Source organism: Sphingosinicella microcystinivorans, from assembly GCF_003634215.1.
In the GTDB taxonomy this organism is placed as follows: Bacteria; Pseudomonadota; Alphaproteobacteria; order Sphingomonadales; family Sphingomonadaceae; genus Sphingosinicella; species Sphingosinicella microcystinivorans.
The window spans coordinates 40,054-63,227 of sequence record NZ_RBWX01000012.1 but is presented as its reverse complement, the minus strand read 5'-3'; the positions used below and the strand labels follow the sequence as shown (position 1 = coordinate 63,227).

Below are 23,174 nucleotides of genomic sequence, written 5' to 3'. Positions count from 1 at the left end.
CGCTCCTCAAGGACAGGATTATTCCGCGCATGACCGACCCGTTTCAACTTCAGGATCGCACGTACATTGTTACCGGCGGTGCGCAGGGCGTCGGCTATGCGCTCGTGGAATTCGGCCTGTCCCGCGGTGCCAACGTGGTGATGGTCGATATCAACCCAGCGCAACTCGACGATGCGGCTGCGCACCTTGATCATCCACGGCTGATGACTTTTACGGCGGATGTCGCAGTTGAAGCCAATGTCGAAGCCATGGTCGAGAGCACCATCGCACGGTTCGGGGACGTACACGGACTCATCAATAATGCCGGGATCGTTCGTGCTGCCATGGCTCAGGAGATGGCGCTTGCGACGTGGCAGAAAGTGATTGATGTGAACCTTACCGGCGCGTTCCTATGTCTCTGCGCGGTTGGTCGTCGGCTGATCGAAAAGGCAGAACGCGGCGATCCTAATCCCGGCCGGATTGTGAATATTTCCTCTGATGCAGGCCGCCGGGGAACGATCGGGCAGATCAATTACGGCGCGGCAAAATCCGGCGTGCTTGGTCTCACGATGAGTGCCGCACGCGAATGGGCGCGACATGGTATCACGGTGAACAGCATTTGCTACGGTGTGGTCGAGACGCCGATGACCGACACGATCCGCAACGAGAAATTCAGAGATCGATATCTGCGGCAGATTCCGTTGGGTCGGTTCTCGGACGCCGCAGAGGTAGCGCCAGCCACCTGGTTCTTCCTCACCGACGCGGCGAGCTATATCACAGGGCAGCATCTTTCTGTTGACGGCGGCTTCCACATTGCCGCTTGAAGCCCTGCGGGCAGCGGAAGGGCTCTCGGTCGAGCGGTGCGGCGCCGTTATTCACCTCAGACTGAACCGACCGGAGGCGCGCAATGCGCTGACCCCTGCGATGTACGATGAAATGCGCAGATCGATAAAGGCTGCCGTAGAAGACCGCGCAACAAGAGCCGTTCTCGTCACCGCCTCGGGGCCTGCGTTCTGCGCTGGCAACGATGCCGCCGGATTCGACCTTGTGCGCCGCCTGCCGAAACATGAGCGGCCCGGGTATCGATTCATGCAAGCGCTCACCGAATGCTCCAAGCCGTTGATAGCAGCAGTTTCCGGCAATGCCGTCGGCATCGGCGCGACGATGCTGCTGCATTTCGATCTCGTCTATTGTACGCCTGATGCGCGGTTTCATTTTCCGTTTACACGGCTCGGGCTCGTCCCGGAATTTGCTTCCTCCTATTTTCTACCCCGCATGGCGGGACATGCGCGCGCGGCACGCTGGCTGCTGCTCGGCGAGCCCATGAGTGCCTCTGAAGCCCGTGATATAGGGCTGGTTTCCGCAATCGTATCAGACGACTTGGTTGAAGCAGATGCACGTTCCGCAGCGGAACGCCTGGCGGCGTTGCCGGCATCCTCGGTCGATGCTTGCCGTGCCCTCATGCGATCGCCAAAACGTCAATGCGTCGCGGAAATCATGGCGGCGGAAATGGATCAACTTTCCGAACTGATCAGCAGCGATGAAACACGTGTACGCCTCGCGGGACTGAAGTCGCGGAAAGAGACGTGAGCCGAATGCGAGGTGCCCCGGAAACCGGCTCTGGTAGTTTTGGCCCAATGGTCCGGCGCCGCCGTCACCATCGGGGAAATGAATGACGTATCTTTCCAACTGGACGCCGATTGATGTCGCTCCCGAAGCCGGCCCCACCCGGGCCGAAGTCAGGGCGCTTATCGATGAGGCTGTCCGTCATCTCTCCACGTCCGAGCGCGCGCGAAGCTGGTCCGCGCGTGACGAGGAATTCAGCCGCACGCTCGGAGCCAGGGGTTGGATCGGCATCACATGGCCGCGTGAATTCGGCGGTGAGGAGGCCGGGCACCTCGCGCGCTATCGCATCGCTGAGGAGTTGATCGCCGCCGGCGCGCCGGTCGCGGCCCACTGGTTTGCGGATCGGCAAAGCGGCGCAATGTTGCTGCGTTACGGATCGGACGCGCAGAAGCGTCGCTTCCTGCCAGCCATGGCACGCGGAGAGCTGTATTTCTGTATCGGCATGAGCGAACCGGGTGCCGGGTCAGACCTCTCCGCACTTTCGACGGGGGGCCGGCGTGTCGAGGGCGGCTGGAAGGTCAGCGGGTCAAAGATCTGGACGTCGCACGCGGACCATTCGCACTACATGATCGCACTCGTTCGAACGGATAACGGGACGGAAAACCAGCACAGGGGCCTCAGCCAGCTTCTTGTTGATCTTGCCTCTCCCGGAATCACCATCCGGCCGATCGTGGACCAGATGGGCGAACAGCATTTCTGCGAAATCTCTCTCGATGATGTCTTCGTCGCGGACGACATGGTGCTCGGAGAGGTCGGCCACGGCTGGGAACAGGTGACGACCGAGTTGGCGTTCGAGCGCAGCGGGCCCGAACGCTATCTGAGCAGTCACGTTCTCGTCGAAACGGCGCTGGCGGCCATCGACATCGAAGCGTCCGATGCTGCCTCGGGCCTCGTCGGCAGCTGGGCCGCCGAGATATGGACGCTTCGGCAGATGTCCTTGTCGGTGGCCGCGAAGCTCGGCCGGGGGGAGAACCCCATGATCGAGGCGTCGATCGTCAAGGATTTGGGTGCGCGCTTCGAGCAGGCCGTACCCCGGGATCTGCAGGCTTTATGTGACGATACAAGTTTCGGCGGTTGGGATGAAGAACTCGATGAGACGCTGAACTTTCTTCTGGGAACAAGCGTGTGCTTTTCACTGCGCGGCGGAACGCGCGAGATCCTCCGCGGGATCATCGCCCGGGGACTCGGTTTGCGATGAACGACAGTCACCAGGCCCTCATCCAGGATATGGCTGACAGTCTGTTTGCCGATCTTGCCGCGCGAAGCGCTGGGAAGGAAGCCAAGGGCAATATCTGGGCAGAGATCGAGGCTTTGTCTTTGCACGACTTGCTGGTCGGGCAGGAGGCTGGCGGTTTCGGCGGTTCCTGGAAGGATGCCGGGGTCGTCTTCCACGCCGCAGGCCGTCACGGTTTGGCTATACCGGTCGGCGAAACCATACTTGCCCGGTCGTGGCTGTCGCGGATGGGTGTTGTTCTTCCGAGCGGTCCGGTGGGCTTCATTCTCGCGGAGGGTATGGGCGGTCGACAAGCGCATCCACATTCGCCAGGAGACCGGCGGAGCCTGGTTTTGGAGCGCCGGCATTGGACGCTCCTGTCCGCGGAGGACGGCGAGATCATCGCTTCCGGCCGCATGACGCTGGATGTCGACGCCTTGCATTTCGAAGCCGCCCTGCTGCGGAGCTGCCAGATCGCGGGTGCGATGGAAGGCATGCTGGGGCTTTCGGTCGAGCATGTGATCGCTCGCGTCCAGTTCGGAAAGCCTCTTGCCCGGCTGCAGGCCGTGCAACAGCAATTGGCCGTCCTTGCCGAGGAGTGCGCTGCCGTCGCTTGTGCATCCGCCAGCGCGTGTCAGGCGGCAACGTACGGTGATGCTCGTTTTGAAATCGCTGCAGCGAAGTGGCGTGCCAACCGCGCTGCGGCGATATCCGTGGACATTGCGCATCAGGTGCACGGCGCAATTGGTTTCACCCGCGAATATCCGCTGCACCGCTTCAGCTTGCAGGCCCTCAAATGGCGCGGCGAGCACGGATCCGAACAATATTGGGCGCAGTGGATAGGTCGCTTCACGCTTGCCGCTCGCCCAATTCCCCTTTGGCATTGGCTGACGGCAAGGAGTGACCGGCTGCTCGAAGCAGAGCGAGAGGCATTGAAATGAGTGCCACAACCGGCCTGCCGATATGCCGCGACAGCGAGCTTGTCCTTGCTGACGGCGTGGCGACCCTTCGTTTCTGCCGCGATGACGTTCGAAACGTCCTGACGGGTACGCAGCTTGCGGACGATATTATTGCCGTGTGCGACTGGGCGAGCATGGACGAGCGCGTTGGCGCGCTTGTGCTGACGGGCGACGGCCGCGCATTTTCGGCTGGCGGCAACATCAAGGATATGGCGTCGAAAACCGGCATATTCGCGGGCGAGCCGTTCGATATTCAGAACGGATACCGCCGCGGTATCCAGAAAATGACGTTGGCCATGCACAGACTGGAGATTCCGGTGATCGCCGCCGTGAACGGCCCGGCGATCGGAGCTGGTCTCGACCTTGCCTGCATGTGCGACATCCGCCTCGGCTCGACGCGTACGCGTATGGCGGAATCCTTCGTCAACGTCGGTCTTGTACCGGGTGACGGCGGTGCCTGGTTCTTGCCCCGCATCGTCGGAGCTCAGCGCGCTGCCGAACTGACTTTCTCGGGCCGTGTCATCGATGCCGACGAGGCACTGGCGATCGGCCTGCTGCTGGAAATCTGCACGCCTGATGACCTTCTGACCCGGGCACAGGATATGGCGCGGGACTTTGCAGCCAAACCACGCCGGGCGCTGCGTATGGCCAAGCGCCTGCTTGTCAGCGGACAGACAGCGCGGCTCGACTATTTTCTGGATCACTGCGCAAGCCTTCAGGCACTCGCGCACAGTGGGATCGAACATGAGGGCGCGCTCAAGGCGTTGCTCGCAGAGATCTCGGTAAAGGGATGAGGATTTCGCCGATGGCAATCGATTATTCACCCTATAACGAGACGTTGTGGTCAAATCCGTGGCCCACCTACGCCCGAATGCAGGCGGAGGCCCCCGCCTATTATATCGACGATCTCGATTGCTGGGTGTTGTCCCGGTTCGAGGATGTCTGGCAGGCCAGCATGGACCGCGCATCCTTCACCGCCACGCACGGCACATCCACGGATGCATTGTTTCTCTCGGCAAATCCGCCGCCCGCCGTTTTTTTGTTCATGGATCCACCGCAACACGCCCAGTATCGCAATCTGATCGCGCGCGATTACACCAAGGACAAGATCGCGACGATCGAAAGCCACGTCCGCGATATCGTCAGGCGCCTGATGGCTCCCATGCTGGAGGAAGGCCGTCTTGACGTGTATCGCCTTGCCAGCCGCACGGCGCTGGAGCTTATCGCAGCATTCATCGGTCTGCGTCTGGAAGAAGTGCTGCAGATACGGGAATACGTGGACCGCTTTTATGAGCGCGAGTCCGGCGTGCGGGGGACGACCGAGGCCGGTGCGAAGGCCTTTTCCGAGGCGCATTCCTACATCGTCGGACTGATCGAACACTATCGCCGTGCACCGCCCGCCGAACACAGCCATCTTGTCGCGTGGATGAACGCCGGGTTCGACGGTGGAATGAGCGTAGATCAGCTGTTCTTCAACATATTCGCTATGGTGATAACGGGATCGGATACGCTGCCGCTTTCGACGGCGGGCTGCATCTATCAGCTCGATCGCCATCCCGATCAGCTTGCCGCTCTGCGAGACGATCCGAGCTTGGCCGGGGCCGCTTTCGAGGAAGCTGCACGCTTCGACCAGCCGACGAACCTGCTCGGCCGCAGGTTGGTTCGCGATCGATCCTTTCACGGCGAGACGATGCGCGAAGGGCAATCCGTGCTGTTCCTTTACGCCGCGGCTTGCCGGGACGAGAGAGAGTTTTTGGAGCCGCACCGGTTCGATATTCACCGTGTCCAGCGGCGCAATCTGTCCTTCGGTACCGGGATTCATTTCTGCCTGGGGCAGCACCTCGCGCGTCTGGAGGGCCGTGTTCTTCTGGAAGAAATGCTGGGCGCTATCGATGTGTTCGAGGTCGAGCGGGACAGTTGCCGCCGCATCGTCGGCGAATTCCTGCAAGGCTTCAACTCTGTGCCTATCTGTTTCGATCCGCGCTGAGCGAACGGGCCGTGACGGCAAGATTAATCGGCCTCGATAATGTACCTCATCTCCTACGGCAGTGCGAAAGACTGTTCCTGCAGGGCACCAGCGGCGAACCGCTCGCGCTCCACGCGGTAGCCGACGTACGGGGCGACGCTTTCTCACACCTTTCGGCGTTGACGTCCTTCGTTGCGGGGTTGAACCGCTTCGATGGGGCCGCGATGCGGGCGGTTCGCGGCGTCGCCGGCTTCTTTCCGGCAGGACCAGGCGGGCCAGAGGTCTATCGGCAGATCGTCGCCACCTATTCAGGGGTTGGTGGTGAAATTGACCGCTTCGCGCCCGATATCGTGTTCGTTCCCGTCAGCCTGCCGGACAGTTCGGGAAGGGTTTCGACCGGCCTTTGCGCCGAGTTCTATGACGTCGCCATGGCGAGCGCCTCATGCCGCGTCGCGGTGATGTGTACCGATCTGCCGACGCTTCCCGGTGGCTTCACGTTCGATCTGGAGGCTTTTACCCATATTGTTCGAGATGATCGGACCCCACCGGCGTGGCCGGAAGGTACGGCAGCTCCTGATCAGGTCACGGATGCGATCACGCTCCATGTCGCCAGCCTTGTCGGCGACGGCAGCGCGCTGCAAACCGGCATCGGGAAAATTCCTGCCGGTGTTTTCGCGCATCTCGCTAAGCGGCGCAGGCTCCGACTCCATTCAGGGCTGCTCAGCGATCCGCTGCGCGCGCTGGTCGAATCCGGGGCGGTTGATCGAAGCGCCCCGATCTGCTGTGCGACGCTCGTCGGGTCGCATGGATTTCAACGCTGGCTTCACGAACGATCGGATATCGTCCTGAGACCGATATCCTATACCCACGCATTCTCGACCCTTTCGGCGATCGATGGGTTCATCGCGGTCAATTCGGCATTGGAGATCGACCTGTTCGGTCAGGTCAATGTGGAAAAGGTCAACGGTCGCCATGTCAGCGCGTGCGGCGGGTTGCCGGACTTCGCGGCCGCAGCGCACAGATCGCGCGGTGGGCTCTCGATCATCGCACTTCCCTCAACGGGAAACGGCCGATCGCGGATCGTTCCCCGGCTTGCACCTGATGTGCCGGTGAGCGTGGCGGGGCACGATGTCGATGCGGTGGTGACTGAGTACGGCGTTGCCGACCTGCGCGGGAAAGACGCCGAAGCGAGGGCGCTTGCAATCATCCGCGTTGCGGCGCCCGGTGCGCGCCGGGCGTTGCAGGCCGCACTCGGGGCGTAATCCTCCGGCTCAGAACCGGAGCGGCAAATCGAGATGACGGCGGGCGATGATATTCCGCTGTACCTCCGACGATCCGGCGCCGATCGTATCAAGCGCCGTTGCGCGATAGGACCATTCCCATTTTCCGACCGCGGGCGCCTTTGGGTCTCCCTTGTGCAGCAATCCGTCCAACCCCAGACTGTCCAGCGCGAAATCCGCGAGACGCTGATGAAGACTGGTGCTGTAAAGCTTGCACATGGCCGCCTCGATCGTCGGCACGCGGTTCTGGGACGCGGCGTGAACGACACGCCGTTGCAGCATTTTGGAAAGCTCCACCTCTGAAGTGAGGCGGGCGAGGCGCCGACGTACGTGGGGCCGATCCGCGATGGCACGCCGATCATCGGCCTTCGCGGAAAGCAACGCGCGAAGCGCCTTGAGTTTTTCTTCAAGCGGGCTGAACGTGTAGAAAGTGAAGCGTTCGTAGTCGAGCGCCTCGCAAATGTAGAGCCACCCTTTGTTCAGTTCCCCCACGACGTAGTCGTCCCCGACGAACACGTTATCGAGAAAGACCTGATTCGTTACGTGTTCGCCCATGGTCTCGATCGGATGGATCGTAATGCGCGGCTGGTCCATCGGCAGCAGAAAAAGGCTGATGCCCTTGTGCTTCGGTGCATCGAAATCGGTGCGTGCAGCGAGCCAGTACCAGTCGGCGAAATGCGCCGAGGTCGTGAACATCTTCTGACCGTTCAGCATCCAGCCGTTTTCGACGCGGTCGGCACGGAGGCGGAGTGCCGCGAGATCGGATCCGGCGTGCGGTTCCGTATACCCCAGAGCGAACTCGATCTCGGCTTTCAGAATGCGCGGCAGGAATTCGCTTTTTAACTTGTCCGATCCATGCCGTATCAATGTCTGGCCTACGCAGCCGACGCCTTTTCCGATCAAGGGCGCTCCGACACGGGAAAGCTCTTCGTTGAGGAGATATTCGTAGATGCCGGGCCGGCCCTGCCCTCCATATTCACGGGGCCATGACAAGCCGAGGTAGCCGCGCCGCGCAAGTTCCCGATTGAACCTTTTTCGGGCAGGCGTATCCGCAAGGATCGAATCCGATTCCCGCTCGGGGCACATGATGTCCGCGGCATCCGGCCATTGCCGGACATCTTCGAGAAATTCGCGAACCTCTTTTATGAATGCCTTCTGATCTGCGTCGAAATCGAAATCCACCCGCCCCTCCGGCTCATTTTGTAAGGTATTTGACAACGGCATCGGCGATGTGGTCGACCAACTGCTCATCGGTGATGAGGATGGAATTGTCCTCGAGATAGGCGTCGATGCTTCCCACAACGAGATGCTGTGCAACGAACATGGCGATTTCCAGATCCTCGACCACAATCTCGTGTCTGTGATGGTGATAGAAGGTGCGGATCGTGTTGTAGAGAAACTTCTCGGTGGTCACACTGCGGGACAACTTGCCGAGCTTCGGAACCTGGCGCGGCAACAGCATGAAAATGAAATTATACTCGCGCCTTGTGGACAGGATTACGGTGATGATCGTTCTGATCGCTTCGGCCAGCGGCTTTCCCATGTTCGCGAGAATACATTCGCGAAGCACTTCGGTTGCTTTCGAGACCGCGTTTTCGACCAGCGCGGCGGCGATCGCCTCCTTGCTGGAGAAATACTGGTAGAGTGATCCGATGCTGACGCCCGCCACCTCGGCGATATGGTTGGTCGTGGCGGCATCGTAGCCGCTCTTGATGATGATCGATTCAGCAGCGCCGAGAATGCAATCCACAGTGAATTGCGCACGTTGCTGCTGAGGAACCTTGCGTGGTGAGAGTTCTGCGATCTGTGGCCTCATCTCTGCTCCTCCCCGTCGTCTAGGGCGGGTGAGGGCGTTCTAAGGGACGCATTTGCCACCCGGCACGGCCGTTTTGGTCTGATTTCGGCCGCCGACAGGCTAACACTAAAACTGAAAAAAGCTCACATTAAAGTCGCATTTTGAATTGGGCGGCATTCCATACACGTTTGAAAGGCTGCGATTACGGCTCGATGAAGCCCAGATCCGCCTGAATCATCGAGCCATTTACTATGGGATTGAGGGCTGCGTGGAGCAGCAGGTCGGCAATTTCGCGCGGCGTGATCAGGCGTTGCTGGGTAACGAGCGAGGCGAGATGCTTCAGCGCATCGCCGCCATAGCTTCGCAGCATTTCAGTATCCGTGAACCCCGGGCAAATGCAGGCTGTATGTATGCCCGTGCCCCCAAGATCCTGGGCTGTGCTTCGCATCAGGCCAGCCACGGCGTGCTTGCTCGCTGCATAGGCTGCCATGCCGCGCGTGGCACGCTGGCTAAGTGTCGAGCCCACATAGAGGATCGAGGAGCCCCGAGGCATGAGGGGGAGCACGATCCTGTTGAGCGCCGCCGGGGCGACGACGTTGACTTCGAGCGAACGCCGCAGGCCGTCGACATCAATCTCCGCGGTGCTGCCGGGTATCTGAAGCGCACTGTTGTGGACAAGACAGATACTGTCACTTCCCGCCAGCGCCGCACATACGGGTCCGGCAGCGGCCGCCGTCCAAGCCGGATCCGCGAAATCTGCCGCAATGTGCGTTGCCCCGTCGAGTGCCGCTGCCGATCGCGACAGGCTTATGACGTCATACCCTTCCTCGGCAAAGCGGCGTGCGGCCGCCAGGCCGATACCACGGCTTCCGCCCGTGATCAGCAAGGTTTTCCTGAGAGTCATTCTGCTTGCTGTTTCCCGTTCCCGACTTGCATCAACTCGATCACGTTGCCGTCCGGATCGGCGATGAGGGCCGCCGATACGCCGGCTCGGGGCTCCACCACATCTTGCACGATCGTCACGCCTTCGCGCCGACAATCATCAACGACAGTGGCGAGATTGTCGATCCGCATCGCGCAATAGCGAAGCCCCGCGACCGCTGACCAGTGTTCGTCTGGTCTCGGTTGAACGGGACTAGGGGGTATGTAGAGGCGCAGCACAGATTGGCCGCAGGCAATGCGGCGAATCCTGGCACCGTTGGGAAGCGTTGCTTCTCCGGCCAGGGAAAGGCCGAGGATACCGCAGTAAAAGCCAATCATCGCGTCTTCGTTGTTCGTGACGATGCCAACATCGACGCTGTTTCCCGCAAGTAATGCGGCCATCTCGTCCTCCCAGTTCAGTTCCTCAAAACCAGCGCACCATTGGGCGTGCTGTCGCAACTGCTTACTAGGCAGCTCTCGGCTCCAGGGACCTGGTTCGCCGCTGTCCCACGCAACTGCCGAACAGCCTCGGTGACGAGATTGACGCCGTGCAGGTAGACTTCCGACAAGCTGCCGCCCGACGTATTGACCGGAAGCTGACCTCCAGGCCCGATCGCGCCGGACGCAGCGAAGGCAGCAGCTTCGCCGCGCCCGCAGAACCCGTAATTTTCAAGGCTGAACAACACGAGAGGAGAAAACGCATCATAGATCTGGGCGACGTCAATATCTGGCGGAGAGAGATCGGACTGCCTCCAGAGGTTGCGTGCGGTCGCGGCGGATGATGAATGGAAGGGGTCAGGTCCGTGATAATCGGTCATCAACTGATGCTCCCGATTCATCCCCTGCGAGAACGCGTGGACGAGGACCGGCTTCTGTTTCAGGTCGCGCGCATACTCGGCGCTCGTGATGACGAGGGCCACCGCGCCATCGCTTTCGAGGCAATTGTCGAAAAGGCACAACGGTTCGGCGATCATGCGCGCATTCAGGTACGTATCGAGACCGAGAGTTTTCTCGCGCATCAACGCGTCCGGATTGGCATTGGCATAGGCGCGCTGCGTAAGCGCGACGTTCGCCAGATCCTCTCGGGTGGCACCGAACTCATGCATGTAGCGGCGCATTAGCATCGCTACTTCGTCCGCCGGGCGCGACAGGCCGTGCGGGCGAGACCATTTCCAGTGGTCGTCTATGCGCGGCTGAACGCCCGCCCATTGCCGTTTCGACGGGTCACCTCGCTTCCGCGAGCGCCACACCACCCCGACCTTGGCGATTCCGAGCGCGATCGCCGAACACACTTGCCCGACCGCTCCGCATATCGCGCCGCCGCCATGGGCTACCTGGCTAAAAAAGTGCAGCTCCCCGAAGCCGAGATTGCGCGCGATTTCGAATTCCGGCGTAGTTTCCTGCGTAAAGCAGCCGAGCGCATCGACCTCTTCGGGATTGATGCCTGCATCTCCGAGCGCCGCGCGTATCGCAATGCAGGCCAGTTGAAGTTCGGTTTCGGGCAGGCTTTTTGCAAAGCGGGTTTGGCCGATGCCGACAATCGCGGTCCGATCCTTGAAGGCGCCGGCGCTCACGGTGTCACATGCTCCGTGGTGACCCCGCCGTAAAACGGATAGGGCTCTCCGAGCATACCGAGCGGTCCGAACTCTCCTGCGAACTGTCGCGAAAAATGCTCGACAAGCGCGTCGATCGTCCATCCGCCTTCACGGATCAACGTCTTGCCATAATGGGGCTGCACCATATGAGAGACGCGCTCCCCGCCAGACCCGAATATCTGGCCACTCACGCCCGCGGCAAGATCGCTGCACAGGAAGGCTACAAGCGCCCCGTTCAGCGTGGGATCGATATAGGGCAGAGGGCTTGCCCCGCCCGCGAACGTGTCCGACATGCGGGTCGTTCCCGTCGGACCGATTGCGTTCACGCGAATGCCGAAGCGGGCGAGCTCCAGCGCCCAGGTGTAGGTCATCGACGCGATGGCACCCTTGGCGGCGGCATAATTCGTCTGGCCGAAGCTTCCGAAATGCGCGCCGGAGGTCGTGTTGACGATCGAGCCGCCGCGGCCGCTGTCCCGCATGGCGAGAGCAGCGGCCTGACTGCACCAGAAGGTGCCCTTGACATGAACCGTCCAGACAGCATCGAACTCTTCGTCGGTCATTCTGAGGAACGTTCGGTCGCGCAAGTTACCGGCATTGTTGACGAGAATGTCGATATGGCCAAAGTGCTCGATGCATCGCGCGATCAACGCTTCGGCGCCTGCGCGGCTATCGATACCGACGACGCCGCTTTCCGCGATCCCGCCCGCCGCGCGAATCTCCGTGACGACGGTTTCGGCAACCTCTTCGTCCATGTCGTTTACGATTACCTTCGCGCCCGCGGCGGCGAGCTGCAGGCAGTGGCCGCGTCCAATTCCGCGTCCTCCGCCCGTGACGACGGCAGCCTTGCCATCAAGCCTGTTCATGCTGTTTCCCATCGTTCTGCCGCGCGGCGGTGTTCGCCGCACCTCCCAATTCCTGTTCGAGCAAGCGCTTCTTCTGCCGCGCCTCAGCCATCGACGCCTCCTTCACCGTATCGAAGCCGCGTATCCCTTCCGGCAGGGATGCGATTTCTACGGACAGTGCGAGGCGATCCGCCGTCAGTTCATCTGCCAAACTGATGATATCGCGTTCGTACTCGACGATCAGCGCCCGCTCTGCTCGGCGATGCGCGGCATAGCCGAAGGGATCGAAAACTGTGCCGCGCAGCCTTTTTCCGTGTGCAAGAAGTTTCAGAACCGGCGTCATCCACGCGCCGAAGCGGCGCTTGGGATAGCGCCCCGTTCGCGGATCGCGCCGCTGCAGGAACGGCGGGGCCATATTATATTCGATCTGGAAATCGCCGTCGAATGTCTCGGAAAGCGTGTCCACGAATGCGGTGCCGGTCAGCAGCCGGGCGACTTCGTATTCGTCCTTGTACGCAAGCACCTTGAAATGGTTCTTTGCGACCGCCCGCGCGAATGCCGTACTGTCCACGCCGAGCCGTTTCTCCGCCCGTCCTGCAATGGTGACGAGGCGGCGATGACGTTCGGCATATTGAGCGTCCTGATAGGCGTACAACTCGGCGGCATTTCGTTCGACGATCTCGTCGACGTTTGTGTTTTCGCGATTCTCGGAAACCGGCGAGACGAGGCTCGAAAGCCGCTCCGGCTGCGCCGCTGCGATTCGGCCCCAAGCCAGTGCCTGCCGGTTCATCTCCACGGATGCGCCGTTGAGTTCTATCGCGCGATCAATCGCGGGGATGGAAATTGGCAGCCATCCGCGCTGCGCTGCATAGCCGACGAGCATGAGATTGGCTGCAACCTCGTTACCCATCAAAGTATAAGCGATCCTGTTCGCTTCGATGAACTCCACCTCGCCTGCGCGCGCCTCGATCATCTCCTCCATGGCTCCGGCGGAGAGATTGAGGTCCGGATTGGTCGCAAAATCGGATGTTGGCGAAACATGGTTGTTGATGATGGCGCGCGTGTGCCCCGGCGAAAGGATGTTCAGTACGGCCGGGCTAGCGCTCACCACGATATCACTCCCGATCACGAGATCGGCACGGACTATGCGGGTCGCGTGAAGGGCATCGGGGGAAGCCGCGATACGGATGTGGCTGGTGACGGGTCCGTTGCGCTGGGCAAGTCCCGTCACGTCCAGAACCGAGCTTCCCTTGCCTTCAAGATGAGCGGCCATCGCCAGAATCGCGCCGAGCGTCACCACACCTGATCCGCCGATGCCGGTGATCAGCAGATTGAAAGGCGTTTCGACCGGTGCGCACGCCGGTGCCGGCAGGGCCGCTGCTATGTGTTCGCCATTGGATGTCGAGCCCGAGCCTGCCTTCTTGCGTAAGCGACCACCCTTGATGGTCACGAAGCTGGGGCAGTAGCCGTCGAGGCAGGAAAGATCCTTGTTGCAGGCCGATTGGTTTATGCGGCGCTTGCGCCCGAAATTCGTTTCGACCGGCTCGATGGCGATGCAGTTGGACTGCACCGAGCAGTCTCCGCAGCCTTCGCATACCCGGCTATTGATGAAAGGACGATGGTCCGGATCGACAGCACGGCCGCGTTTACGGCGACGGCGGAGTTCGGTCGCGCAGTTCTGATCATAGACGATCGCCGTGACGCCGGGAGTTTCGCGCAGCCGTCGCTGTACCTCATCCAACTCGCGCCGATGATGGATGGTGGTGCCCGGCGCGAAAACCGCGTCCTTCGGGTAGGATTCCGGCTGATCGGATACCACCGTAATCGCGCGGACACCCTCGGCTTCCAGCTGGCGCGTCAGAACATCGACCCGCATCTTGCCTGCAATTTCCTGGCCGCCGGTCATCGCGATCGCGTCGTTGACCAGGATCTTGTACGTGATGTTGATGTTCGCCGCAGCGGCCGCGCGGATAGCCAGCAAGCCCGAGTGATAGTAAGTTCCGTCACCCAGATTCTGGAAGATGTGCGAACGCTCTGTGAAGGGCGCCATTCCGATCCACGATGCCCCTTCGCCGCCCATCTGGAAAAGGGTGGGGGTGCTGCGCTCGGGGAGGAAGGTCGCCATGCCGTGGCAGCCGATCCCGCCGAACGCCATGCTGCCCTCCGGCACCTTCGTCGACCGATTATGCGGACAGCCTGCGCAAAAGCTGGGCAGTCGGACAAGCGAAGCCCCGGAGGTCGCAGCGTCGGCATCTGCCCGCCGCACCCGATCCAGAGCGCGCGCGACGCGATCGTCCCCTGTAAGCGCGAAGATCCTTTCACCGACGATCTTTGCGACGAGGCGCGGTGCGAGTTCGCCCTCGGCAGGCACCAGCGGCAACCCATCTTCGTCCTGCTTGCCCAAAAGGCGCGGCCGCTGTGTGAGGTTTACCAACAGTCGGGCGATCTGCTCTTCGATGACCGGGCGCTTCTCTTCGATGACGAGCAGTTCTTGCTGGTTCACGGCGAAGTCGAGAAGTGAAGAGGGTTCGAGCGGCCACGGCATTGCGATCTTGAGGACGGAAAGGCCGATGGCTTCGCAATCCTTCAGCCTGAGCCCGAGGTCTTCAAGCGCCTGCATCACGTCGAGGAAAGCCTTCCCGGTCGTAACGATACCCAGACGTGGGATAGGGGACGCAACAACCGTGCGGTTGAGGCCGTTCAGCTTGACGTAGGCGTGCACGGCGGGGAGTCGTTCCTGATATTGCCGCTTCTCGGCGACGAGTGCGGGAATCCCCCAGCGTGTGTTGAGCCCTGCACCACCTGCATCGATCTTTGGCAGAACGGTGCGAATCCGATCGGGATCGACATCAACCGACGCGCTGCTTTCAATCGTATCGGTGACGCACTTCATGCCAACCCAGCATCCCGAATGGCGGGAGAGGGCGAACCCGTGCAGGCCATAGTCCAGATAGTCCTGCACCGTCGCCGGATTGAAGTAGGGTATGGCGAAATGGATGAAGGCATGGTCGCTCTGATGCGCGATCGTGGATGATTTTGCGCCGTGGTCATCGCCCGCCAGAACGAGAACGCCCCCCTTGGGAGCAGAACCGGAATAGCTGCCGTGCTTGAGCGCGTCTCCCGACCGGTCGACGCCCGGACCCTTGCCATACCAGATTCCGAATACGCCATCGTAGCGTGCCTGCCCGGCCAGGTGGACCTGCTGCGATCCCCACACGGAGGTTGCGCCGAGATCCTCGTTGATCGCCGGCTGGAAATGAATGTGATGCTGAGCCAGCAGTTCCGGGATCTGCGAAAGGGCAATGTCATAGCCGCCGAGCGGAGATCCCGTGTAGCCGGAGATGAAGCCCGCCGTATTCAAGCCGGCAGCGAGATCCCGCTGCCGCTGCATCATCGGCAGGCGCACAAGCGCCTGCGAGCCAGACAGAAAGACGCGGCCTTCGGTTCGTGTATAACGATCATCCAGTCGATAGTCGGTGTCGATCCTGCCCACGGCCATCACTCCGAACCGGGCTCGGCGTGTCGCCGCGCATTCTCGCCGGACTGGATCACCGCTTCGACGAGGCCGTCATGCCCCCAAACATCACCTTCGCAGAATTCGTTTGCTACCCAGGTTTCGTCGAGAATCTTGCCCTCACAGCCGATCTCGACGTCGACCGTCCCCGGCGAGCGCATGTAGAACGAGAGCGTGCCGTCATTGCGGTGGCGCCCCAGCGCACTCACCACTGGAAAGCCTAGACGTTTTGCGCGATCGAGGGCCTTGCCGACATCGTCAATGGTTTCCATCTCGACCATCAGGTGTTGCAGCACGTTGCCCACGCCGAAATCCAGCATGGCAAGACTGTGATGACGGGGGTTGCAGCGCAGGAATTGCAGCGCGGCCTCCTCTCCGTATCGGATGTAATCCGAGAGCTTGAAGCCTAGAAGGCGCGTGTAGAAATCGAAGCAGGCGGCTTGCCGGTCGAGGAACAGATTGACGTGGCCAAGGCCGAGATGGCCCGCGACGAAGCGTTGCCCGGGTACCGGAGACGCAAAATTATAGTCGGTCGTGGGCCCATAGAAGAATTCGAGCACGTTGCCCGACGGATCTTCGCAGAAGAAAAGGCCGGTGACGGCTCTCGACCGCGCTTCCTCCGGCCGGGCATGCCGGACGGCATAGCCCTCGTCCTGCAGCAACACGGCGCATCGTTCGAGACTGATATGGTCATCCAGTTCCAGGCCGAGATACAGGAGTTCACGGCTGCCGTCGGTCGGATGAACGGCAATGCGCCATTGGCGGTCGTCCATCTTGAGAAAAACGGTGCCATCGCGCGCGACGCCGGGAACCCGCCCGTCAACCGCGGCGCCCCATCCTTCACCGGGAATCGCCCGTGCCGGCATCATGCCCAGCATATCGACTCCGAAGCGAAGCCAGGCGCCGGGGTCTTTGCTCCCCAGGCCGATGTAACCGAGCGCTTTGACTGTCATGATATCTTGTCCTTCGGAAGAGCCGTTTTCGTGGGCGTCCAACAAGGTAAGGCGACGTCCTCTGCCATCGACACGAAGCCGACGCGCACAGGCGCGGTGATGGAGAGCGCCCCTGGATCGACTCCGCCCAGCGCGGATGCGCCATCCTGAATCATCGCACCGACCATTCTGATGCCCGGGAAATCATCGAGTTCAACCAGGGCGACGGCATAAGGCGCAATGGCCGCGAAGGCCGGCAGAAGCGGCGGATGTGCGACCGTGAACGCCCAGATGCGCCCTGTGCCGCAAGCTTCCCGCCAACCGAGATCGGTCGACCGGCAGACAGGACACATCGCACGGGGGGGGTGCTGTGCGTGGCCGCAGGCGATACAAGACTGGACCAGCAGCTTGCCGTTGCGACAACCGCGCCAGAAATCGGCGTCGACAGGATTATCGGTGACAGGCAGGGGAATGGTCTCGATCATCGTCGTTCCTGTCTTCACCCCCGGTAAAGGAGCAGCCAGTCGAAACACAGTGCGGGTTTCGCGGAGCCGACGGTGTGGATCGCGACCTGAATCGTCAGCATCGTCCCGCCCTTTTCCTCGGCGACACGGACCATGCGAGTTCGCCCGTGAATCCTTGATCCGGCCGGAACCGGGGCAATGAAGCGTACCCTCTCGAGCCCATAGTTGAGGGCGCTGCCATGGCCCACGACCACATAGTCGGCGCTGTTCTTGATGACGGCGGAAAGCCCGAGCACCAGAAAGCCGTGTGCGATGGTGATGCCGAATGGACTCTCTTTCGCGGCGCGCTCAACATCGACATGAATCCATTGCCGGTCGCCGGTCATTTCCGCGAAGGCAGAAATCATCGATTGAGGCACATCGAGCGCCTCGCTCCACGGACCATATTCATCCGATATGCGCATCCGGAGTGCGGGAATGTCGTCAAAGCGGATTTCGTGCATCAGGAACAAAACCTTCCGTCAGCGTGATCTGCAGTGCGGCGCCCGTTTTCGATGAGACGTTGTGTTTCTTCCCGCTCCCGCTGAACGGCTTCGCGGAGCATGGCCACGCTTTGGTGGTTCAAGATGCGCTTGCATCCGGCGAGCACAGCCCCGTCGTGCTCAGCCAGTCGGGCGCCAAGCGCAAGTGCGTGGTCGAACAATGCGCGGTCGTCGACGACTTCATGGACAAGGCCGGTATCGAGAGCGTCGTGCGCGTCTATGGTCTTGCCGAGAAGCAGGATCTGTTTTGCCTGCGCCGGGCCGACGATTGCCGGCAAAAGATAGGTGGAACCCATGCCCGGCATCAAACCCAGACCGACGAATGGGAAACCGAACCGGGCACGCGTTCCCGCGATCCGAAAATCGAAGGGCAGCAGCATGGTCACGCCGATTCCCACTGCCGGGCCGTTGACGGCGGCAATGGTAGGTTTGTGCAAGGCGAAGAGCTCTTCGGCAAAACCCGCGATAAAGTGCTCCTCGCCGATCTGTTTGCCCGTTCTGCTCAGCTGCCCGTTTAGAAAGTCCCGGTCCGCGCCCGCGCAAAAGGCGCGACCCGAGCCGGTAACGACGATTGCCCCGACCTCCGTATCGGTGGACAGGGCGCGGAAGGCATCCACCAGCTCGTCTCCCATATCGGGTGTGTACGCATTGAGCCGGTCAGGTCGGTTGAGCGCGACAACACCGACGCTTCCGATCCGTTCGACGGATATGGTGGCAGGGCTACGCATCCGCGTCTTCGCCGTTCCATGGCTGCCAGATCGGGCTGCGCCGTTCCGCAAAGGCCGCGCAGCCTTCGGCGAAGTCAGCGCCTCGATTGTGCCGGGCAATATCCTCCCACGCACGTTCCAGAGCATCATGAAGGGGAAGTTCGAGCGAACGCCAGATCGCGCGTTTTGTTCGTGCCATGGCGCTTGGGGAATTCTTCGTGATGCTGTGTGCGATTGCGAAGGCGCGGGGCATGAGTGCGTCGGCCTCCACGACCTCGCCGATCATGCCGAGGCGGAGCGCGTGTTCGGCGGTCATGCGTTGGTCACGGCCCACCAGCGCGAGCCGCAGCACTGCCTCCATCGGTATCCGCCGCGCCAGAGAGATCGGTTCCAAGCCTGATACGAGCCCGACGCTGACGTGGCTGTCACAGAATTCGGCGTGGCGACTGGAAAGCACGATATCGGAATCGGCGATGAAGTGCAGGCCGCCTCCCACGGTGAGACCATTTACGGCGCAGATCACCGGCTTCCAGACGCGGTTTTGAAGACTCGTCCAGCGAATAGCATCCGCGGCCGTCGCTCGATCGTCGAGCGCGGGCAGGTCGTGCAGGTCCGCTCCCGTGCAAAACGCCTTGTTGCCGCTCCCGGTCACGATAGCGACGATAGCCGATGGATCCGTGCGGAAGCGCTCCCACGCCAGTGGAAGTTCCATGTTCATGCGCTGGTCGATGGCGTTCGAACGGTCCGGCCGGTTCAGGCGGAATAGTGCAATGCCGTTTTCGACATGATAGTCGATTGTCTCAAACATCGGTGACCGCCGTATCGATGGTCAGTCTGGCGATCTCATCTTCAAGAAAGGAATCGTCTCCGTTCAACAGTTGCCATTGTTTGGCACGGCGGAAGAAAAGCTGTGGATCCGCTTCCGTCGTATAGCCGAGACCTCCGTGGATCTGGATGGCCATCGTGGAGATACGGCGGAACATGGCCCCGGCCTGCAATTTTGCCATTGCGGCCGCCGCTTCAAAGCTCAACCCTTCATCATGCAGCCACGCGGCCTGGTGAAAGAGGGTCTGGCACCCCTCGATCTCCACGATTCCATCGGCAAGATAGTGAGCGATCGCTTGGAAGCCGCCGATCGGCTGACCGAACGCTTCCCGTTCCTTTGAATAGCGAAGGCTGATTTCATGCGCATGTCGCGCCGCTCCTACGGCTTGTGCTGCCGTGGCGATGTAAGCGCGCGCGGTTGTTTTCCGCCAGTGGTCCTGAAAATCCTGTATCACGAGAACGTCGTCTGCCGGTCGTTCGACGCCGGCGAGTTCGATCTGGAAATACGGTTCAGTCGCGAGATTCGCTTGCTGCCGGATCGTGATGCCGGTTGCGTCGCGGGGGATCATCACCAGCGCGGGCTCGCCGCTCGTAGTATCGAGCGCAAGGACGAGAAAGCCCTCCGCGATCGAGGCAAACGGCACGAAGTGCTTCACGCCCGAAAGACGAATGCCATCCGAAGTTCTCTCAAACGACGTGCGGCTGTCCGCAATATTGGGCAAGCCGTTAGGTTCATCGGATGCAACCGATACAATTCCGCCCTGAACGATATGGGCCAGCCAATGGTCGCGACGCTCAGTGCCTTTCGATGAAGCCAGCAAAGACGCTGCGGTAAGGGAGCTCGTCAACAGTGGTGTGGTCGCCAGGTGACGCCCGAGTTGCTCGAACACGAGCGCCGTTTCGAGCATTCCCATGCCAAGTCCGCCGTGCTCCCCGGCGATGGGCATGGAGGGTACGCCGATTTCGCAAAGCTGCGCCCAGAAGGCTCGGTCAAGACCGTCGGGGTCGGTCTCAATCCTGCGCAGCGCGGTGAACGGAAAACAATTCTCGCAGAGCTGACGCACCGTATCCTGGAGCAGGAGCTGTTCTGCTGAGAGGTCTAATTCCATACGATTTTACGGGCTCCGCGGGCTCACTGCGGTGCGGACTGTGCGGGTTGGCCCGGAGCGTCTCAACTCGGTTGCCGCTCGCATTTTCCTTTCGATGATCGGTTCAGGGGCGCCATTCCGAGGGATGGCAATGCCAGGGCGATTTCGCGCTGATATATGCGGGCAAAGCGAACTTGACCGATGCCGAAGTCAGAAGCGTGTCTGCGTCGCTCAGCGTGATATCGACCTTGACCCAGGAAATCTGTCCACTGTCCTTGTCGACGGCAACGACGCCGCCGGCGAAACGCACGTCGCGATCGGGATAAATCGGGCGTCGCATCGCGAATTTCAGCCGGCCGATGCGGCCGATAGGCCCGCTCCAATCGGTTATGTAGCGGCTGATAAGACCGGCCTGCGTGTAGTTGTTCATGATGATGTCGGAGAGACCCGCAGTCTTTGCCGCGTCCTTATCGTGGTGTTGGGGCTGCCAGTCTCGGCTTGTCGTCGCTCCGGCGATTATCAACTTTCGCGTTATGCGGATCACAAGTTCGGGCAACCGGTCGCCGACCTTCGGAGTGATCGTGCCTCTCACCGCCTCGTTCATGAATCAATCTTTCCGTAAGCCAGGAAATGAAGATGCTGGATACCGGCAAGGCTTCCATCGGGTTTGCGGTAGACGACGTCGATTTCCCAGTTGCGACCGATGCCGAGCCGTGTTTCCCTTTCATCGCTGACGGAGCGAAGAATCTGTTCGGCACGCACGGACTCTCCCGCGCGCAGCGGAGCGTGAAATTCGAGTTCGACCTCTGTCACGATTCCATTGCGTAGTCCAAGCGCATCCTTGACCATGAAATGCAGTTCCAGCGTACGCATCGTCGGCCGGTCACGACCGGGCGCCCACGCATGTTCGATGGCCCAGCTCGGCAGCATGGCGGGCGGCGCGATGACGGTTTCGGTATGGTCGCGCGACGCAGGATAATCCCAGTAAAGGAGGTTGCCGTCTTCTATGGCGACACAGAAATTGGTCCAGAGGCCCTGCTCTACGGTAACAACGTGGTCCACGACGACCGTCGCGCGGCCGATCCAGTCCTTTATGGCTTCGGGTAGATCATCCATTCGATTTTCTCGGATCTGGGGAAGGGGCAAGGCCGTAGACAGTTTATAAATGCGGGGTATGGATCGCCGCAATCGCATGACCCCGAATATGACTGAGGGTGAGCCGTATGCGAGCAAGTGAAGCCGCTCGCCCGCGTTATTTCGGAGGGCTTGAAGTTCCGCGCGGAACCCTTTCCGGAATCGAGGAGGCGAAACGTGCCGCTCAGCCAATCCCTTTGGCCCGCCGATGCGGCAGCGGGAGGGTGTGATCATCTCCCGCTCGGGCGTGCTCTCGCTCGATCCGCCGCGCGGTGGCCCGATGCGGAGGCTGTCGTCTTTGCCTGTCAATCGAGCGTCGCAGGGGTGCGCTGGTCGTTTTCCGAGCTGCATGAACGCTCGACGAAACTTGCCTATGCGCTGATCGGCGCAGGCTATCGCCCGGGCGAACGCATTGCCTTATGGGCGCCCAATCACCCGAACTGGATTCTGCTGCAATTCGCTATCGCCAAGGCGGGTATGGTCCTCGTCGCGCTGAATCCGCTCTATCGTGCGGCGGAACTCGAATATGCGCTTGCGGCGTCCGACGCCGTTGCGGTTTTCCACGACGGGACCGCCGGCGGCGAAGACATGCGCGCCATCGTGGGAAAGGTAAGGCGCAGTGTGCCACGGCTTCGCGGGCTCTATCATATCGGCGACGAGGTGGATCGGATGGAGGCGTCTGCTTCCTTGAACGGTCTCTTGCCCGAGGTGCAGGCAAATGACCTTCTGATGATTCAATACACATCGGGGACGACGGGCTTGCCCAAGCCGACGCTGTTACCTCATGGCCCGATCGTAACGATCGGCGCCTTGTCCTACGCGGCGTGGGGGTTTGGAGAGGGGGACAGGGTCTGCCACGGGTTTCCGATGTTCCACGTCGGCGGATCGGGGAATTCCACCCCGGGCGCGCTGATGAACGGGACCACGACACTTCCCATTCATATCTTCAAGGCAGAAGAGGCGCTCGACATTCTCGAACGTGAACGTTGCACCGGCTTTATCGGCGTCCCCTCAATGCTTACCGCCATGATGGAAGCCGATCCGGATCGGCGGCGAAATCTCTCCGCCCTTCGCAGGATTATCGTCGGCGGCGCCGCGGTTCCGGCCCCTTTCCTGAGCCGCTGTGAGGGCTTCTTCAATGTGGAGATGCTCAATGGCTACGGCCAGACGGAAAGCTGCGGCGTATGTGCGACGGTGCGGCCGGGTGATCCGTCTGAACGAAAGATTCACAGTTCCGGCCTCGCCCTTCCTGGCGTCAGCCTGAAGGTTGTCGACGACCATGGGCAGATACAGCCTTGCGGAAAGCCGGGCGAGCTTTGCGTAGAGGGCCCCGGTAAGATGATCGGCTACGGCGATCCGGATGAAAGTGCCAAGGCGTTCGATGGGGAGGGCTGGCTGCGTACCGGCGATATCGCGACCATGGACACAGATGGCTACGTGGCCATCGTGGGACGTCTGAAGGATATGGTTATTCGCGGCGGGGAGAATCTCTATCCGGCTGAAATCGAATCCTTCCTGTTGCAACACCCCGACATCAACGAGGTCGCGGTCATCGGCCTTCCCGACGAGAAATACGGCGAGGAACTCTGCGCCGTGATCCGGCCCGCATCGGGGTCGGCACCCGGTGAGGAGGCCATCCGTTCGTGGATGCGGGAGCGTGTCTCGCGTTGGAAGGTGCCCCGCTATTTCGCATTCGTTGATGCCTTGCCCGTCACCGGTTCGGGGAAGGTCAAAAAACATGAATTGCGGCCTGAAATGATACGAAGATTTCTTGGAGAGACACCTGCCTGAT

At 61.1% G+C, this 23,174-nt stretch carries 23 protein-coding genes; 8 read left to right on the top strand and 15 right to left on the bottom strand.

The genetic code is table 11. The annotated features are described in order from the left end of the window. The first annotated feature begins 29 nt into the window (after positions 1 to 29). The 7 genes from DFR51_RS17610 to DFR51_RS17580 all read left to right on the top strand — a co-directional run bounded on the left by DFR51_RS17610 (position 30) and on the right by DFR51_RS17580 (position 7,005). The gene (locus tag DFR51_RS17610) at positions 30 to 803 is read left to right on the top strand and encodes an SDR family NAD(P)-dependent oxidoreductase (RefSeq protein WP_121053493.1); all 774 of its coding nucleotides are present in this window, start codon (positions 30 to 32) and stop codon (positions 801 to 803) included. Beyond that, positions 793 to 1,569: an enoyl-CoA hydratase-related protein gene (locus tag DFR51_RS17605; protein WP_170151808.1), complete on the top strand. Its 777-nt coding sequence runs from the start codon at positions 793 to 795 to the stop codon at positions 1,567 to 1,569. Before DFR51_RS17610 ends, DFR51_RS17605 begins: the two co-directional genes overlap by 11 nt. Positions 1,570 to 1,651: 82 nt before the next feature. Continuing rightward, entirely contained in the window at positions 1,652 to 2,803 is a 1,152-nt protein-coding gene (locus DFR51_RS17600; protein WP_121053489.1) for an acyl-CoA dehydrogenase family protein, read from the top strand. Between the two features lie 29 nt (positions 2,804 to 2,832). Further along, positions 2,833 to 3,759 (top strand): acyl-CoA dehydrogenase family protein, encoded by a 927-nt coding sequence (locus DFR51_RS17595; protein WP_207790690.1) that lies wholly within the window; start codon positions 2,833 to 2,835, stop codon positions 3,757 to 3,759. Beyond that, positions 3,756 to 4,571, top strand: coding sequence for an enoyl-CoA hydratase-related protein (locus DFR51_RS17590; protein WP_121053485.1), 816 nt, complete (start codon positions 3,756 to 3,758; stop codon positions 4,569 to 4,571). Before DFR51_RS17595 ends, DFR51_RS17590 begins: the two co-directional genes overlap by 4 nt. 11 nt (positions 4,572 to 4,582) lie before the next feature. Then, positions 4,583 to 5,764 carry a cytochrome P450 gene (locus DFR51_RS17585; RefSeq protein ID WP_160119095.1) on the top strand — a complete coding sequence of 394 codons (1,182 nt, stop codon included), beginning with the start codon at positions 4,583 to 4,585 and terminating at the stop codon, positions 5,762 to 5,764. An 11-nt stretch (positions 5,765 to 5,775) separates the two neighbouring features. Continuing rightward, complete coding sequence (locus DFR51_RS17580) at positions 5,776 to 7,005, top strand: acetyl-CoA hydrolase/transferase C-terminal domain-containing protein (RefSeq protein WP_126494531.1); 1,230 nt, start codon at positions 5,776 to 5,778, stop codon at positions 7,003 to 7,005. A gap of 9 nt (positions 7,006 to 7,014) precedes the next feature. Here the strand turns inward: DFR51_RS17580 and DFR51_RS17575 are convergent, their stop codons facing one another. The 15 genes from DFR51_RS17575 to DFR51_RS19100 form a co-directional block, all read right to left on the bottom strand. Further along, complete coding sequence (locus tag DFR51_RS17575; RefSeq protein ID WP_121053482.1) at positions 7,015 to 8,205, bottom strand: acyl-CoA dehydrogenase family protein; 1,191 nt, start codon at positions 8,203 to 8,205, stop codon at positions 7,015 to 7,017. Between the two features lie 13 nt (positions 8,206 to 8,218). Beyond that, positions 8,219 to 8,839, bottom strand: a complete 621-nt coding sequence (locus DFR51_RS17570) for a TetR/AcrR family transcriptional regulator (protein ID WP_121053481.1) — start codon at positions 8,837 to 8,839, stop codon at positions 8,219 to 8,221. 181 nt (positions 8,840 to 9,020) lie between these two features. Beyond that, positions 9,021 to 9,704: an SDR family oxidoreductase gene (locus DFR51_RS17565; protein WP_207790689.1), complete on the bottom strand. Its 684-nt coding sequence runs from the start codon at positions 9,702 to 9,704 to the stop codon at positions 9,021 to 9,023. 14 nt (positions 9,705 to 9,718) lie between these two features. Further along, on the bottom strand, positions 9,719 to 10,141 hold the full coding sequence (locus tag DFR51_RS17560) for a VOC family protein (protein WP_121053479.1): 423 nt from the start codon (positions 10,139 to 10,141) through the stop codon (positions 9,719 to 9,721). A gap of 14 nt (positions 10,142 to 10,155) precedes the next feature. Next, the gene (locus DFR51_RS17555; RefSeq protein WP_170151806.1) at positions 10,156 to 11,313 is read right to left on the bottom strand and encodes a thiolase C-terminal domain-containing protein; all 1,158 of its coding nucleotides are present in this window, start codon (positions 11,311 to 11,313) and stop codon (positions 10,156 to 10,158) included. Then, positions 11,310 to 12,197, bottom strand: a complete 888-nt coding sequence (locus DFR51_RS17550; RefSeq protein WP_121053606.1) for an SDR family NAD(P)-dependent oxidoreductase — start codon at positions 12,195 to 12,197, stop codon at positions 11,310 to 11,312. Before DFR51_RS17550 ends, DFR51_RS17555 begins: the two co-directional genes overlap by 4 nt. Continuing rightward, a complete protein-coding gene (locus DFR51_RS17545) occupies positions 12,184 to 15,669 on the bottom strand; it encodes an indolepyruvate ferredoxin oxidoreductase family protein (RefSeq protein WP_243445554.1) in 3,486 nt (1,161 codons plus the stop codon). The genes DFR51_RS17550 and DFR51_RS17545 overlap by 14 nt, the downstream gene beginning before the upstream one ends. Before the next feature lie 5 nt (positions 15,670 to 15,674). Further along, positions 15,675 to 16,643, bottom strand: a complete 969-nt coding sequence (locus tag DFR51_RS17540) for a VOC family protein (RefSeq protein ID WP_121053477.1) — start codon at positions 16,641 to 16,643, stop codon at positions 15,675 to 15,677. Next, positions 16,640 to 17,107: a Zn-ribbon domain-containing OB-fold protein gene (locus DFR51_RS17535; RefSeq protein WP_121053604.1), complete on the bottom strand. Its 468-nt coding sequence runs from the start codon at positions 17,105 to 17,107 to the stop codon at positions 16,640 to 16,642. Before DFR51_RS17535 ends, DFR51_RS17540 begins: the two co-directional genes overlap by 4 nt. Positions 17,108 to 17,121: 14 nt before the next feature. Continuing rightward, positions 17,122 to 17,589: a MaoC family dehydratase gene (locus DFR51_RS17530; protein ID WP_121053476.1), complete on the bottom strand. Its 468-nt coding sequence runs from the start codon at positions 17,587 to 17,589 to the stop codon at positions 17,122 to 17,124. Then, entirely contained in the window at positions 17,589 to 18,356 is a 768-nt protein-coding gene (locus tag DFR51_RS17525; protein WP_160119096.1) for an enoyl-CoA hydratase/isomerase family protein, read from the bottom strand. The genes DFR51_RS17530 and DFR51_RS17525 overlap by 1 nt, the downstream gene beginning before the upstream one ends. Beyond that, on the bottom strand, positions 18,349 to 19,143 hold the full coding sequence (locus tag DFR51_RS17520; protein WP_121053474.1) for an enoyl-CoA hydratase/isomerase family protein: 795 nt from the start codon (positions 19,141 to 19,143) through the stop codon (positions 18,349 to 18,351). The genes DFR51_RS17525 and DFR51_RS17520 overlap by 8 nt, the downstream gene beginning before the upstream one ends. Continuing rightward, a complete protein-coding gene (locus DFR51_RS17515; RefSeq protein WP_121053473.1) occupies positions 19,136 to 20,269 on the bottom strand; it encodes an acyl-CoA dehydrogenase family protein in 1,134 nt (377 codons plus the stop codon). The genes DFR51_RS17520 and DFR51_RS17515 overlap by 8 nt, the downstream gene beginning before the upstream one ends. Positions 20,270 to 20,372: 103 nt before the next feature. Beyond that, positions 20,373 to 20,852 carry a MaoC/PaaZ C-terminal domain-containing protein gene (locus DFR51_RS17510; RefSeq protein ID WP_121053472.1) on the bottom strand — a complete coding sequence of 160 codons (480 nt, stop codon included), beginning with the start codon at positions 20,850 to 20,852 and terminating at the stop codon, positions 20,373 to 20,375. Continuing rightward, a complete protein-coding gene (locus DFR51_RS19100) occupies positions 20,849 to 21,364 on the bottom strand; it encodes an FAS1-like dehydratase domain-containing protein (RefSeq protein WP_160119097.1) in 516 nt (171 codons plus the stop codon). The genes DFR51_RS17510 and DFR51_RS19100 overlap by 4 nt, the downstream gene beginning before the upstream one ends. Positions 21,365 to 21,481: 117 nt before the next feature. Between DFR51_RS19100 and DFR51_RS17500 the strand changes: the two genes are divergently transcribed. Further along, on the top strand, positions 21,482 to 23,173 hold the full coding sequence (locus DFR51_RS17500; protein WP_121053471.1) for an AMP-binding protein: 1,692 nt from the start codon (positions 21,482 to 21,484) through the stop codon (positions 23,171 to 23,173). Position 23,174: the final 1 nt, after the last annotated feature.

Bases quoted from the DNA above. Each gene is read 5' to 3' on its own strand.
- DFR51_RS17610 (WP_121053493.1), top strand. From the start codon at position 30: ATGACCGACCCGTTTCAACTTCAGGATCGCACGTACATTGTTACCGGC.
- DFR51_RS17600 (WP_121053489.1), top strand. From the start codon at position 1,652: ATGACGTATCTTTCCAACTGGACGCCGATTGATGTCGCTCCCGAAGCC.
- DFR51_RS17595 (WP_207790690.1), top strand. From the start codon at position 2,833: ATGGCTGACAGTCTGTTTGCCGATCTTGCCGCGCGAAGCGCTGGGAAG.
- DFR51_RS17590 (WP_121053485.1), top strand. From the start codon at position 3,756: ATGAGTGCCACAACCGGCCTGCCGATATGCCGCGACAGCGAGCTTGTC.
- DFR51_RS17585 (WP_160119095.1), top strand. From the start codon at position 4,583: ATGGCAATCGATTATTCACCCTATAACGAGACGTTGTGGTCAAATCCG.
- DFR51_RS17570 (WP_121053481.1), bottom strand. From the start codon at position 8,839: ATGAGGCCACAGATCGCAGAACTCTCACCACGCAAGGTTCCTCAGCAG.
- DFR51_RS17560 (WP_121053479.1), bottom strand. From the start codon at position 10,141: ATGGCCGCATTACTTGCGGGAAACAGCGTCGATGTTGGCATCGTCACG.
- DFR51_RS17550 (WP_121053606.1), bottom strand. From the start codon at position 12,197: ATGAACAGGCTTGATGGCAAGGCTGCCGTCGTCACGGGCGGAGGACGC.
- DFR51_RS17540 (WP_121053477.1), bottom strand. From the start codon at position 16,643: ATGACAGTCAAAGCGCTCGGTTACATCGGCCTGGGGAGCAAAGACCCC.
- DFR51_RS17535 (WP_121053604.1), bottom strand. From the start codon at position 17,107: ATGATCGAGACCATTCCCCTGCCTGTCACCGATAATCCTGTCGACGCC.
- DFR51_RS17530 (WP_121053476.1), bottom strand. From the start codon at position 17,589: ATGCACGAAATCCGCTTTGACGACATTCCCGCACTCCGGATGCGCATA.
- DFR51_RS17525 (WP_160119096.1), bottom strand. From the start codon at position 18,356: ATGCGTAGCCCTGCCACCATATCCGTCGAACGGATCGGAAGCGTCGGT.
- DFR51_RS17520 (WP_121053474.1), bottom strand. From the start codon at position 19,143: ATGTTTGAGACAATCGACTATCATGTCGAAAACGGCATTGCACTATTC.
- DFR51_RS17515 (WP_121053473.1), bottom strand. From the start codon at position 20,269: ATGGAATTAGACCTCTCAGCAGAACAGCTCCTGCTCCAGGATACGGTG.
- DFR51_RS17510 (WP_121053472.1), bottom strand. From the start codon at position 20,852: ATGAACGAGGCGGTGAGAGGCACGATCACTCCGAAGGTCGGCGACCGG.
- DFR51_RS19100 (WP_160119097.1), bottom strand. From the start codon at position 21,364: ATGGATGATCTACCCGAAGCCATAAAGGACTGGATCGGCCGCGCGACG.